The sequence below is a fragment of the Pseudomonas sp. BF-R-30 genome (assembly GCF_019956175.1).
Taxonomy (GTDB): Bacteria; Pseudomonadota; Gammaproteobacteria; order Pseudomonadales; family Pseudomonadaceae; genus Aquipseudomonas; species Aquipseudomonas jessenii.
The window spans coordinates 17693-31535 of the sequence record NZ_JAHBDE010000003.1 but is presented as its reverse complement, the minus strand read 5'-3'; the positions used below and the strand labels follow the sequence as shown (position 1 = coordinate 31535).

The following is a 13843-nucleotide window of genomic DNA, read 5'->3' as shown; positions in this document are numbered from 1 at the left end:
ATTCGCGACAGCGGCCTGACAACGTACACCCTAGCGTGAATCGTTGCGCCCGCGTCGTAGGGAAAGCTCGGCCATCACGCGGACACCCGCGCAGCAGATGGATTACCGGCCATCAGCGAAGAGGCGTCAAATCCCCTAGCTTTTGTTTGACCTCCAAACAGAGCGGGAAATATCGATCGTCCAGTGCAGCGACCGCACGCCGGTAGACCATTTCCTGATGCCGAAGCTCGCCCAGCAAATGCTCGACAACCCGCAATTGCCCGAGGCACCTGTCGCGCTGGGTTGGGCTCAGGGCGTGACCGGGCCCGGCGGGTGCTGGACTGATGGCTCGCTGCAGTTCATCCAGGCGCCGCCCGAGGACGCGCTGCGCCGCGTCCAGCAACGGCATGAAATCCCGCCACAGGTTACTCTCCGTGCCGCCTGGCGCCGACGCTGCTATTCCTGGGGCTTCCCCATCGGAAAGAGGCCGACTGAGTAGTTCGCTGTACACCGCGTTCAGCTCCACTGCCTGTTCGTGATCACGACGGTGATGTTGCGCGTCCACTGCCTGGGCAAACGCCAGTTGCCGCCTCGTCTGCTCGAGGTTTTTCTGCGCGACACGCACCGCCACTTTTGTCCCCTTCGCAGCTTCGCGTAGCTGGCGCAGGCGCTCCCGCATCAGCTCATTGCGTTCCAGTAGGCGCTGGTGCTCCTCGGCGAATGCGTGCCGCTCCTTCGTCAGTCTGCGCTCGAGCGCCTGACGCTGCTTGCTGAATGCGCGCTCCATCACCCGCCGATCTTCAACCAACGCTTGTCGCTGGCGCGCGAGGGCGCGCTCTGCATCCTGGCGCCCTTGCGCAGTCGCTTGATCCCAAAGCATGCCCAAGGCCATCTTGACCGCGGCGGGAGGCGTATCTTGTTGCAGTCCACTGACCAATTGCGCCCACCATAGATCCAGAAGAGCACTGATCCGATGGGGGTTGCCGTGCCCTAAATACGCACGGACACGCGCGACAGTGGCAGATTGGCCGCTGGCCAGAATGGCGTCGGCGGCGGCAAAGATTTCTTCATTGCTCACATCAACGGTCATTTCTACTCCTTTCCGGCACGACTAAGTTGACTCACGACGCGGGCATGACCCATGCGTAAGGCACCGTATTGCCTCGCGAAGGATCGCACCAGTCCCATGCCCCCGGCGGCGCCTGCGCAAAGCTGACCTGGTCACGCTGGGCTTGGCGAAACCAATGACGCGATTGTTTGAGCAGATCACGCCTGGTCAAATCGACAGTGGGGGCACTGTTGAGCAACCGGGTCAACGTTGCCCGGTTCCACAGCAAATGCCAAAACAGCAGGCGATCCTTGAGATTCCATCCAACAAGCCAACCCCTGGCTTGCAGACGCTGCCTGATCCGTTGCAATCGACGGAGCTTGTGTTGGAAGTCTGCGGCAGAGTTCGGCCAGCCTTTGAGGGGTCCAAACTTGTCCAGACGGTTCGCCTCATCCAGGACCCCGTAGAGGTCAAGCGGGTCGGTCCGTGCAGGCAGATCCAGACACGCACACAGCACGTAAAGTGCAATTACCAGGCGCAGCCATGACTGCGAGCGGACGTCGCCAGGACGCTCACTGCCCATCAGCGCCAGAAGACCTGCCAGTCTTCGCCAATCGGGCACGCCGCACAGCCGTATCAGTCGCGCGGCGGAATAGTAGCGAAACGGGCGTCCGTTGAGGCGCAATTGGGCGGCCCAGCAGCCGGTGTCCTCTTGTGGATGTACCAGGCGCTGCAACAGCGGCCAGAGCGGATCGTCCAACACCGTCTGCAAGAGGGGGAACGCTGCAATCAGGGCGGCGCGCAGCGGATTTCGCGGCAATCGTCCCGTGAGGAAGTCGGGCCATTTGTGATTGAACGTCTCCGGAATCGCACGCCCCGTGCGCTTGGCCCACCACGTATCCCCCCAACGAGCAAGGGCCGGTCCCGTGGCCGCACATCCGGCCTCCTCGGTCAGCGTTTGACCAAAAAAAATCGCCCGTAGCTGATCCACTGACTTGTTATCCGACATCAGATGAGCTCCTGGCACAGGTGCCATCATTGCCCGCTCAATCATGGACCCTATTGGCGACTTTTGCGCAACGTCGGTCAAACACCAGCACACGCGTGGTCAATGCGAAAACTTTCCGTGTCTTTGAAACAACAGAATTAGAGCGATTGTTGCATTTTTTGCGGTGCGGAAAGTCGGGTGGAAACTGCACACCAACCGTCAAATAATATCAACACGGCAGACGCCAGTCCGTTCGGTGCATAAGGAGCTTGAAATGTTGGCCAGTATCAACAGCATGCCCTGCGATCCCGTCCCGGCCTTTCCTTGGCCGCAACCGGGACATCGCAATTTTTCGACGACCTTTCCGTCGCGCAAAAATCGCCGCTCGCTACGCTGTGGGACCCGCTTGCAGGCCGATTACTGTGTACGCCTGGAACATGACCCGGACGTTGAGCAGTACTGGGCGCTGCCCCATGCCTTCGCGTGGGCAGCAGGCACGAACAAACACCGCTACGCCCCCCATTTCTTGATCGCGCACCAGGATGGCGGTGGCTGTTATTGCGCGGTGCAGGAGAGTTTCGCCCACCTGGCGGCGCAGCGTACTGACACCCTGATGGCTTTCGACGCTCTGTGTCACCAGCATGGCTGGCGGTTCCACCGCGTCACGGAGGCCAACGTTCACGGGCCGACGTTTGCTACGTTGCAGTCGTTGTACCTACGTAGCTTGGCTACCACCCCTGACGAGCACCAAAAGTGCCTGCTACTGCTGCGAGAGCTGAGTTGGCCGGCGACCGTGAAAGAGGTGTTGAACCGCACCCAAGCGCTCTCTCTCGCGGCCCTGTGCAGTTGCCTTTTCTTTGGTGACATTAAAGCCAACCTGAGTCAAGCGCTGAACCTGGACATGGTCATTCAAGGCCCGGATGCGGAAGCAAATAGTGTCTAGGGAAATAGCCGTACCACTCGTTGGTGCGCAATACCTGATCGACGGCATCGTCCATGAAGTGATCCAGCTCGACGATGAGGTGGTCACCCTCTCGACCGTCTTGCAGCTGCGGGTTATCTACATTCGTGTCGACACGTTTATGAGCGACCTTAAGCGGCGCAACATCACCCTGTTCGCCGATCAGCCTGGCCATGGCTCCAATGCCAGCGCCTTTCTTGATCCCGACGACCCTAAAGTCATCGAAGCGAAACGCAAAAAGCGCTACATCGTCACGGCATTAAGCGAACAGGGGAACTGCTTACCGGAACAGGCCACCAAGGCCATCATCGCTCGGATCGCGGTTGAAACCGGCGACCCCCATCCTCCCGCCTACACGACGTTGTGCCGTTGGGCCCAGCGTTTCCGCGAAAACCATAACGACGAATTTTCCCTGTATAAACAGCCCAGCACGCTGCCCCGGGGACGCCAGCTCTCCCCTGAGGTACAGGCCAAGCTCGACGCGACCATCGAAGAGCAATACCTGTCGAGTAAGAAACGCGTCACCGTCCACAGTATTTTTTCATTCCTGGACGGCTGGGTGATAAAAACCAACCGCGAACGTGTAGCGGGTTTGCAACCGTTGCTCTCCTGCCCCTGTCGCTCAACCGTCGTTCGTGCGATCGCCAAACGCGCCGGCTATCGCACGGATTATCGGCATCTCGGCGCTGCAGCCGCCAATAAAAAGCATGGGTTTAGCGGCCACCAAGCACGACCCAGCGTGCCACTGGAGCTGTGCGAGATTGATTCGCACACCTTGGACATCGTGGTCGTCGACCGGGAGGGCCGGGTCCTGGGCAAGATCGCCAGCCTCACCGCCATCTTTGACCTGTGCACGGAAATGGTCATCGGCTGGGAATTGTCACTGACGCCGCCGTGTGGCGAGAAAACGCTGCGAGCAATTCGGATGGCGGTGGTGGCAGTCCCCGGCGAGGAGTATCAGCGCGGGACGATGGAGGTTCTGGTCAGTGATGGTGGTCCCGAATTTTACAATAGCCTCTTTGTCACCATCGTTGATCGCCTGGGGATCAAGTGGACGTTGCCGCCGCCGAAAAGTCCCAATACCCGTCCCCGCATCGAGCGTTTCTTCCGAACCTTTGAGTTCTGGCTGCATGAGCAGTACGGCACCACCTTCTCGAACCCCGAGGCGTGCGGAGACTATGATTCGGTGCGCCACGCCTGTTACACCGTCGAGTCCCTGGCAGATTATTTTCGTGAGTGGCTGGAAGACGTCTACCACAACACGAAACATCGGGCGCTGCGCATGCCCCCCCGGGTGGCCTGGGAGCGTGCGATGCGGAACCAACTGCCCCCGCGGAAATTCAAGCCGGAAGCAGTGGATGGCCTGTTCCGCGGCATCGAATACTCCGCCCTCAGCGGCAACCGCGCTCAATTCTTCAAGCTCTATTGGACCGGACCCAATCTGGGCAGGATCCGGGCCAAGCTGCGCAAGGGTGAAGACGCGATCTGCTATTACGACCCGACTGATCTAGGTGTGATCTGGGTCGCGGCTCCCATCGCGCCCCGCGACAAGGTACCCGCCTGGGGGACCGCAAAAGACTACCAACCAGGCCTGACCAAATTCGAGCATGACTTGGTACAGGAAAAAATAGCGGCTGACGGCAAACAATTCGATGACCGCGAGGCGCATGTTGCTTTGGAGCATTTACGTCAACGCATGCAGGAGGATCGCGATCGCTTCATTGCGGATAAATCAAAGCGTGCACGCACGCACAAGGCGATTCCCACCGAGCCTCCACCAAGCGTTGCACCCATCGACTTCGAAGAACCTTGGGGTGTCGACGACGCAGAACCCTGGCGGGTAGACGGATCATGACCACCAGTAGCGAGCGCCAAGCCCGAGTGCTTAAAGCGCTTGCACAGTGCGTGGTGTGGCACCCCGACTTTGCTCGGGCGTACGCACTGGCACAAAAAAGCATGGAGGCGACCAAGAACCGGCAAGCCGCGACGTCGATAATGTTACTGGGTGATCCGGGGGTGGGCAAATCCACGCTGTGTGAACGGATCGAACACGAAGTCGGAGTCGGAGTTGCCACGGAACTCGAGACTGAACAAAGTCATATCCTGATAATGCCCTGCGTCCTCATCGAGTTACCCCCGTCAGCCTCCATCAAAGCCGTGGCTGTAGAGCTACTGCTGAAACTTGGCCTAGAAGATCGTGAGCGCCTACTGCGCTTCAGTAGCGCCACCTTGACCGGAATGATCATCCAGCGCTTGATCGTCACCCAGACACAACTGGTTATCCTGGACGAGTTTCACCGTCTCGTTGATCATAAAACACCTGAGCCAAAGAAAAAGGTCTGCCGCTGGATCAACCATCTCCTCAACCAGACAACGATTCCTATCATGCTGGCTGGACTGCCGGATATTGAAGAACTGATAGACAGCATCCCTGAACTGAGCGACCGTTACCCTTATCGCAAACGTCTGAGGTATTTCGACTTTGCTGACAAAGCCGCCACCGCCCTGTTTCAAAAAGTGATCGCGGCCATTGAGCATAAAGTCATCGAGCCCGCAGATTTCACAGAGCGGGTCAGCCTCACCCAAGAGACTACATTCAAGACGATTTGCTTAGCCACTGCCGGCAACTTCCGCCATTTGAACATGCTCTTGAATGACAGTCTGACACTCGCCTTGGCGCGCGAGGACAATAAATTCACCCTGGAAGACCTCGCCCGCGCCGCCGCCGACCTCCATTTCTGTCGAGCAAGCAATCCCTTCTGCATGTCTGCTTCAGAGGTGATTGCCGCGTTGAAAAAGCAGTATGAATAAACTCTGCTATTTACCTAAACCCGCCGAATTCGAGAGCCCAAAAAGCTTACTGATGCGTATGGCACACTACAACGGATTTGGTACGGTGAGGAACATGTGCAGCTACTTCGCCTTGATACCGCCCCGCTGGAGCGATTTGCTAGGCCAAAGCTCCCCACTGCTTGACATCGTGGAGCAGCAAGCGCCAGTCCTCACGGGTGACTTGCGTAGAATTTTTTACTCCATACTGCCGCACCCACGCAGTTTCAAGGTGGACAATATCTTTTTACCCCGCGGCGCTTGTGCCAACAGCTTGCGCTACTGCCCCCAATGTATTGACGCCGCACAATCGCCCATCTTTCATGACCTTGCTGACCTCGAAGTGTGCCTGTTGCACGGTTTGAAATTGATCAGCACCTGCCCCCACTGTCACATGAAACAGTTCTGGCACAACGCCCAGTTATTAAACTGCCAGTGCGGTTTCCAGCGCAGTGCAGCGAACCGGATCATCGGTGACTTCATGCCGGCCGTGACCGATCCGTTTAAGTCTCATCATGTCGTTGAGGACATTTCGTTAAAGTACAACATTGCCAAACTGTGTGCCACGCTCTGGGAGGCGCGCCGAAGGGCCGATCATCACCAGTGCTGCAACTTACCGATACAAGTCATTGACCATATAGACAGGACTGTGGCGTTGCAGACAGCGAGTTATCCCGGATTTATCCGACCATTACACATGGCCCCGTGGATTAATGGCGGTAGTGCTGCGGTCGCCTGGCTTGCTAGTCGTGCGCTGAACCGGCTATCTACACATAAACTTTCATGCCATGCGCATGTTTGCTGCCGACTCGCGACAATTGACTATCAGATTATGCTCCGCGCCGTGTTTGGCGATGAGCGCGCCACTGCTGAAACGCTCCACACCTACAACCTTGACCGCTGGATAGAGCAGCCCCCTCCTGATGATTCCACCGGTCTACCCCGCTGTCAGATCATCCGTCGTGCTAACGCTGCGTACCGGCCGGCCTACACGCCCCCCTCGGAAAATTTGGAAGGTATGACCCAGGATGAGGTGGCCACAACGCTCAAGTGCTCGTTGTCCACAGTGAATAGATTGCGCAATCAAGGCTGGTTTGTCGGTCAGATCAAACCGGTGCCTTATCGATCGTTCCTTCCCGACGTTCTCAACAAGAACGCGACTACGCAGTTCGCTAAACAGTACATTTTATTAGATGAGCTGTGCACCAGGCTCGGTTTAACCAGCGACTTGTGCGAACACCTTACGACGGCAGCCGAAATACGCTTAATAAACCCTTTTTGCGAACCAAAATTTTATCATCGCGCCACGGTCTGCGTGATGCTTAAGCATCTTCGACGCCATCTTCGACGCTATCGTTTAGTCTGTGACACCGACCCTCAGCGATCAAGTGATAGCATGACGCCTGTCACGCTAAGAAACATACAATACACGCTCAACTTGACTGACAGGCTTCGAAGCGATCCGCCACCGTACACGTCAGATCAAAAGCGGGAATACGTTCGCTCAGTCACAAAACCATCTACTCTGGACAATAATACCCCTTCGGCAAATCTTTTCGACATCAACGATGTCTTTACCATTCTGAAAATCCCTCCTACCGAGGGGCTTACCGCGTTGCGTGAATTTGGAATTGATCCCCGAAAGCTCCCCCACGTCTGCTCGGGCTACAGCCTCCTCGACATCGAGATTATTCGTGACATCCTAAGGTGCTCGACTCACACCTGATATATGGCATGCAAGGCAGATGAATAGGGACTGGTCAGCACAATGGCTCGCCTACCAATGCAAAAGCGTTATACAACCGCCCCCCGGACAGCATCGTTCAGAACGCCATGACTACTGATCGCCACAGCAGTGAGCAGCAGCGATGAGTGGATTGCAGTCAAAATATTCGTAGTTACTGTCCGCAATGCTGGGTCAATTAAACACACCGGTGACCTCCGCGATCTCCAGCACATGAGCGACCTGTTCGAATTGAAACGTCAGCAGATTTTACGACCACTATTCTGCTCATATTGGTCACTCTCGATTCTGACGACCCGCTTGCGCTGATTCTCGAATCTAATGCCTCAAGCCTCTCATTTCTAATGGGTCGCACAACCTACAACTACCGATCCTCCGTTATGAAAATCTCATTTCTGTTGGTTACCGTCGGCGGTGGATCAGTCAATATTGATGTCAGCTGACACACCGCTTTCGCGAGCAAGCCCGCTCCCACATTGGTTTCGCATTTCACCCCGGCCAATGGTCATTCCGTCCAACAAGGCTATGTATCTTTGGCATATGATCCCGAGCCTTCGCGCGGGCAGGAGTCAACATGCAGCTCAAACACAAGATCGTCGCCCTCGGGATTCTGCCGCTGGTGCTGGCCATTGCCGTCATCTGCGCGCTGGTGATTTCCCTCAATCGCCAATTGGGCGATCAACAGGCGCAACTGATCGAAGACAGCATTCTGGCGAGCAAGCGCGCGGAGCTGAAAAACTACGTGGAAATGGCCCAGAGCCTGATCGCGCCGCTGTACGACGACGGCCACGGCGATGCCCGTGCCCAACAACAAGTGCTGGAAGAACTGCGCAAGCTCAGCTTTGGCATCAACGGCTACTTCTTCGTTTACGACCACGAAGGCCGCAGCCTGATGCATGCGCGCCAGTCGGAACTGGTGGGCCAATACCTGTGGGACATGAAAGATCCCCACGGCCTGCCGGTGATCCAGGCGCTGCTCAAAAGCGCGCAATCGGGCGAAGGTTTTCAACGCTATGCCTGGAACAAACCCTCCTCCGGCCAGGTGACCGACAAGCTCGCCTACGTGGTGATGCTCGATCGCTGGGGCTGGATGCTCGGTACCGGCATCTACCTCGAGGATGTCGAACGCGCCACTCAGCAGGCCCGTGCCGAAGTGGCCATGGGCATCCGCAAGACCATGATGGCGATTGCCGTGGTCGCCCTCGTCGCGGTGCTGTTCGTCTTCGCCACCGGCATGACCCTCAACGTCAGCGAGCATCGCCTGGCGGACAAGAAACTGCAGCGCCTGACCCAACGCATCGTCAGCCTGCAGGAAGAGGAACGATCACGGGTGTCCCGCGAGTTGCACGACGGCATCAGCCAGGTGCTGGTCTCGATCAAGTTCCAATTCGAACTGGCCAGCCATCTGCTGGAACGCGGACAGGCCCCCGACAAGGGCTTGAGCACGTTGAAAGACGCCACCGAGCGCCTGGGCGATGCCATCGGTGAAGTCCGCAGCCTCTCCCACGACCTGCGCTCATCCCTGCTCGACACCCTCGGCCTGCCGGCGGCCATCGGCCAATTGGCCGCGGAATTCGAGCAGCGCAGCGGGCTGACCGTGACCTATGACGAAAATGAATTCGACTGCCAATTGGTCGACGGCGCGGCTGTTTCGCTGTTCCGAATCGTCCAGGAAGGCCTGACCAATATTGAACGCCACGCCCGGGCGAAGAACGTGTCCATTACACTGCGCGGCTGCGACGAGTCCGTGCGGCTGACGGTGGTCGACGACGGTATCGGTTTCAACGTCGCCCAGGTCGAACGTCGTCAGGCTGGCATTGGCTTGCGTAACATCCGCGAACGCGTCGAACATTTTGGCGGGCGCTTCGAATTGATCTCGATGCCGGGCAGAAGTGAGCTGGATGTGCGGCTGCCAATGAAACCAGACGCATAACGCTGACCCGGCCCAAAACTACAAGAGTGAATAGCTGCGATGAACCTGCCCTCCCCGATCCGCGTCGCCCTGGTCGACGATCACTCCCTGGTCCGCGACGGAATCAAGGCGCTGCTGGCCGTGATGTCGCCCCTGGAAATGGTCGGCGAAGCGGAAAACGGCGCCGCGGCCATCGAGATGGTCGGACGTTGCCAGCCGGACCTGCTGCTGGTCGACATCAGCCTGCCGGACATGAACGGCCTGGAGCTGACCCGCGTGTTGCGCAGCCAGTACCCATCGCTCAAGGTGCTGGTGCTGAGCATGTACGACAATTACGAATACGTGAGTGAATCGGTGCGCTCCGGCGCCAGCGGCTACGTGCTCAAGAACGCCCCGTCACGGGAAATCATCGCCGCCATCGAAGCCATCACCAGCGGCGGAACCTTCTACAGCGCGGAAATCGCCCAGCGGCTGATCGCCGACAGGAACACCGACAACGAACTGACCCCGAGGGAAAGCCAGGTGTTGTCGAAGATGGCGCAGGGGTTGAACAACAAGGAAATGGCCCGGGAACTGGACATCAGCGTGCGCACGGTGGAAACCCATCGCCTGAGCATCCGACGCAAGCTCAACATCGACAAGCCGGCGGCGCTGGTCAAATACGCCATCGATCACGGCCTCATTTCCCGCTAACACCGCGAACCCTGTGTTCACTGCAAAAACCTGTGGGAGCGCCGAATCCACCATTGACTGCGTCGATAGTCACCATCAATTCAATGAAGTTCTCTTAAAAAATCCACGGCGTAACATCTGCTCCATACCAACCCATAAGCACCCCGGAGCACACGATCATGAAACGCCAGACCCTCCTCAGCATCGCTTTCTCGGTTTTCGCAGTTAACGCTTTCGCCGCTACCTCTGCTCAACCTGTGGTCGCCGAAGGCGGCTCCGATCGTCTGATTGAAAGCCGTGTGGCCGAAGGTGGTTCCGATCGTCTGATCGAGAATCGTGTCGCCGAAGGTGGTTCGGATCGCCTGATCGAAAACCGCGTCGCCGCCGATGGCTCCGACAAACTGATGCAAAACCGCGTTGCTGAAGGTGGCTCGGACAAACTGATCCAAAACCGCGTTGCCGAAGGTGGCTCGGACAAACTCCTGCAAAACCGCGTAGCCGAAGGCGGTTCGGATCGTCTGATCGAAAGCCGCGCTGTCTGAATGCAGTGCTTTACCGCAGGAATCGACGAAAACCCGGCCTCATCAGCCGGGTTTTTTTACGTCTTTTATAAGTCCTTCCCGACACGCATAGCGCCTCGCCCGCCCCCCTTTTATCGCCATCCAGCCAGAAACTCCGTTCGGGGACTTGTGCTTCCGGTATTATGGTATACCATCAGACGCACAGACACCCAAACCTCTACGGAGCAGCTCATGAGTTTCGAAATCCGCAAGATCGTCAGCTATGTCGAAGAAACCTTTATTGAAGGCGGCAAAGCCACCGATAAGCCCGTGACCATGGTCGGTCTGGCCGTGGTGATGAAGAACCCCTGGCTGGGCAACGGCTTCGTCGAAGACCTGAAACCACAGATCCGCGCCAACTGCTCCGACCTCGGCGCACTGATGGTCGAGCGTCTGGTGGGCATCATTGGCGGCGCCGAGAAAATCGAGGCGTACGGCAAGGCTGCGGTGGTCGGCGCCGATGGCGAAATCGAGCACGCTTCGGCGGTGATCCACACCCTGCGCTTCGGCAACCATTACCGCGAAGCGGTCAAGGCCAAGAGCTACCTGAGCTTCACCAACAAGCGCGGCGGCCCGGGCACCTCGATCCAGATCCCGATGATGCACAAGGACGACGAAGGCCTGCGCTCGCACTACATCACCCTGGAAATGCAGATCGAAGACGCGCCGCGTGCCGACGAAATCGTCGTGGTCCTGGGTTGCGCCGATGGCGGCCGCCTGCACCCGCGCATCGGCAACCGCTACATCGACCTGGAAGAACTGGCCGCCGAAAAAGCCCAGTAACCGGCCAGCAGAACGACAACAAGAAGGCATTGCAGGAGCGCTCCATGATTCGGCTCACCGCTGAACTCACCCCGGCTGGCACCAGTTACCTGGCGACCGGCCAAGGCCAGCCCGTGGTCTTGATCCACGGCGTGGGCCTGAACAAAGAAATGTGGGGCGGCCAGATCGTTGGCCTGGCCACGAAGTACCGCGTCATCGCCTACGACATGCTCGGCCATGGCGCCAGCCCGCGCCCGGAGAGTGGCACGCCGCTGCTCGGCTATGCCGACCAGTTGCTGGAGCTGCTCGACCACCTGCAATTGCCCAAGGCAACGGTGATCGGTTTTTCCATGGGCGGGTTGGTGGCGCGGGCCTTTGCCCTGCACTACGCGCAACGCCTGGAAGGCCTGGTGGTGCTCAACAGCGTGTTCAACCGCAGTGCCGAACAGCGCGCCGGGGTCATCGCCCGCACCAGCCAGGCTGCCGAACACGGACCGGACGCCAATGCCGAAGCCGCACTGTCGCGCTGGTTCAGCCGTGAATACCAGGCCGCGAACCCGGCGCAGATCGCCGCGATTCGCCAGACCCTGGCCGGCAATGATCCCCAGGGTTACCTGACCACTTATGAACTGTTCGCCACCCAGGACATGTACCGCGCCGACGACCTGGCCAGCATCCAGGTGCCGACGCTGATCGCCACCGGCGAACTGGACCCCGGCTCAACCCCGGAAATGGCCCGGCAACTGGCCGAACGCATTCCCGGCGCGACCGTTGCCGTACTCGCCGAGCAACGGCATATGATGCCGGTAGAGTCGCCGCGCCTGGTCAACCAGCTGTTGCTGGAGTTTCTGCAGACCGCGCACTCCAAACAAAACCAGATCAAGGGGATCGTTGCATGACACTCGCACACTTCCAGATGTGCATCGGCGGTGAATGGGTCGATGCCCTGTCCGGCAAGACCTTCGAAAGCCTCAACCCGGCGTTGGCCGAACCCTGGGCTGAACTGCCCGATGCCGACGAAGCCGATGTCGAGCGTGCCGTGCAGGCTGCGCAGGCGGCTTTCGACAGCCCGGCATGGCGCGGTTTGACGGCCACCGCTCGCGGCAAATTGCTGCGACGCCTGGGCGACCTGATCGCCGAGAACAAAGAACAACTGGCGCAGCTCGAAAGCCGTGACAACGGCAAGCTGATCCGCGAAACCCGTGGCCAGGTCGGCTATTTGCCGGAGTTCTTCCACTACACCGCAGGCCTGGCGGACAAGCTCGAAGGCGGCACCCTGCCGCTGGACAAGCCGGACCTGTTTGCCTACACCGTGCACGAAGCCATGGGTGTGGTTGCCGCGATCATTCCGTGGAACAGCCCGCTGTACCTGACCGCGATCAAACTCGCCCCGGCGCTTGCCGCGGGCAACACCATCGTGATCAAACCGTCGGAACACGCCTCGGCAACGATTCTTGAACTGGCGCGCCTGGCACTGGAAGCCGGGATTCCGCCGGGGGTGGTCAACGTCGTCACCGGTTACGGCCCAAGCACCGGCGCCGCCCTCACCCGCCATCCGCTGATCCGCAAGATCGCCTTCACCGGCGGCGCGGCGACGGCGCGGCATGTGGTGCGCAGCAGTGCTGAGAACTTCGCCAAGCTGTCGCTGGAACTGGGGGGAAAATCGCCGAACATCATCTTCGCCGACGCCGACCTCGACAGCGCGATCAACGGCGCTATCGCCGGGATCTATGCCGCCTCCGGGCAGAGCTGCGTCTCCGGTTCGCGCTTGCTGGTGCAGGACGAAATCTACGACGAATTCGTCGGTCGTCTGGTGGAACGCGCCAAGCGCATCCGCATTGGCAACCCGCAGGACGACAGCAGCGAAATGGGCCCGATGGCCACCGCACAGCAACTGGCCGTGGTCGAAGGCCTGGTGGCCGATGCCATCGCCGAAGGCGCGCGCCTGCGCCTGGGCGGCAAGCGTCCAGAGAATCTGGGTGACGGCTGGTTCTACGAACCGACGCTGTTCGAGTGCGACCGCAATTCGATGAAGATCATGCAGGAAGAAGTCTTTGGTCCGGTGGCTTCGGTCATCCGTTTCAAGGACGAAGCCCAGGCGCTGGAGATTGCCAACGACTCGCAGTTCGGCCTCGCCGCCGGCATCTGGACACGCGACCTGGGCCGCGCCCATCGCCTGGCCCGGGACGTGCGTTCGGGGATCATCTGGGTCAACACCTACCGTGCAGTCTCGGCCATGGCGCCGATCGGCGGCTTCAAGAACAGCGGCTATGGACGCGAAAGCGGCATCGATTCGGTGCTGGCCTACACCGAGCTGAAAACGGTGTGGATCAACCTGTCCCAGGCACCGATGCCTGATCCCTTCGTGATGCGCTAGGAGTCCTGGAA

At 59.0% G+C, this 13843-nt stretch carries 12 protein-coding genes; 10 read left to right on the top strand and 2 right to left on the bottom strand.

Features of this window, described 5'->3' with window-relative positions; genetic code table 11:
• Nucleotides 1–112 precede the first annotated feature (112 nt).
• Both KGB20_RS01870 and KGB20_RS01865 read right to left on the bottom strand, forming a co-directional pair.
• Nucleotides 113–1069 (bottom strand): DNA-binding protein, encoded by a 957-nt coding sequence (locus KGB20_RS01870; protein ID WP_223531860.1) that lies wholly within the window; start codon nt 1067–1069, stop codon nt 113–115.
• Between the two features lie 31 nt (nt 1070–1100).
• Nucleotides 1101–2036, bottom strand: coding sequence for a hypothetical protein (locus tag KGB20_RS01865; protein WP_223531858.1), 936 nt, complete (start codon nt 2034–2036; stop codon nt 1101–1103).
• A gap of 253 nt (nt 2037–2289) precedes the next feature.
• Between KGB20_RS01865 and KGB20_RS01860 the strand changes: the two genes are divergently transcribed.
• From KGB20_RS01860 to KGB20_RS01815, 10 genes are all read left to right on the top strand, one after another.
• Nucleotides 2290–2958 carry a hypothetical protein gene (locus KGB20_RS01860; protein ID WP_223531856.1) on the top strand — a complete coding sequence of 223 codons (669 nt, stop codon included), beginning with the start codon at nt 2290–2292 and terminating at the stop codon, nt 2956–2958.
• The gene (locus KGB20_RS01855; protein WP_223531854.1) at nt 2951–4831 is read left to right on the top strand and encodes a hypothetical protein; all 1881 of its coding nucleotides are present in this window, start codon (nt 2951–2953) and stop codon (nt 4829–4831) included. The genes KGB20_RS01860 and KGB20_RS01855 overlap by 8 nt, the downstream gene beginning before the upstream one ends.
• Nucleotides 4828–5787, top strand: coding sequence for an ATP-binding protein (locus KGB20_RS01850; RefSeq protein ID WP_223531852.1), 960 nt, complete (start codon nt 4828–4830; stop codon nt 5785–5787). Before KGB20_RS01855 ends, KGB20_RS01850 begins: the two co-directional genes overlap by 4 nt.
• The gene (locus KGB20_RS01845) at nt 5780–7531 is read left to right on the top strand and encodes a TniQ family protein (RefSeq protein WP_223531850.1); all 1752 of its coding nucleotides are present in this window, start codon (nt 5780–5782) and stop codon (nt 7529–7531) included. Before KGB20_RS01850 ends, KGB20_RS01845 begins: the two co-directional genes overlap by 8 nt.
• A 592-nt stretch (nt 7532–8123) precedes the next feature.
• Nucleotides 8124–9482 carry a cache domain-containing protein gene (locus KGB20_RS01840; RefSeq protein WP_150814371.1) on the top strand — a complete coding sequence of 453 codons (1359 nt, stop codon included), beginning with the start codon at nt 8124–8126 and terminating at the stop codon, nt 9480–9482.
• Nucleotides 9483–9521: 39 nt separating this feature from the next.
• On the top strand, nt 9522–10154 hold the full coding sequence (locus KGB20_RS01835; RefSeq protein WP_090456295.1) for a response regulator: 633 nt from the start codon (nt 9522–9524) through the stop codon (nt 10152–10154).
• Between the two features lie 158 nt (nt 10155–10312).
• Nucleotides 10313–10675: a hypothetical protein gene (locus tag KGB20_RS01830; protein WP_223531848.1), complete on the top strand. Its 363-nt coding sequence runs from the start codon at nt 10313–10315 to the stop codon at nt 10673–10675.
• 210 nt (nt 10676–10885) lie between these two features.
• Entirely contained in the window at nt 10886–11476 is a 591-nt protein-coding gene (locus KGB20_RS01825) for an amino acid synthesis family protein (RefSeq protein WP_007978708.1), read from the top strand.
• A 44-nt stretch (nt 11477–11520) separates the two neighbouring features.
• Entirely contained in the window at nt 11521–12354 is an 834-nt protein-coding gene (locus KGB20_RS01820; protein ID WP_102671439.1) for an alpha/beta fold hydrolase, read from the top strand.
• Nucleotides 12351–13832, top strand: coding sequence for an aldehyde dehydrogenase (locus KGB20_RS01815; RefSeq protein ID WP_223531846.1), 1482 nt, complete (start codon nt 12351–12353; stop codon nt 13830–13832). The genes KGB20_RS01820 and KGB20_RS01815 overlap by 4 nt, the downstream gene beginning before the upstream one ends.
• Nucleotides 13833–13843: the final 11 nt, after the last annotated feature.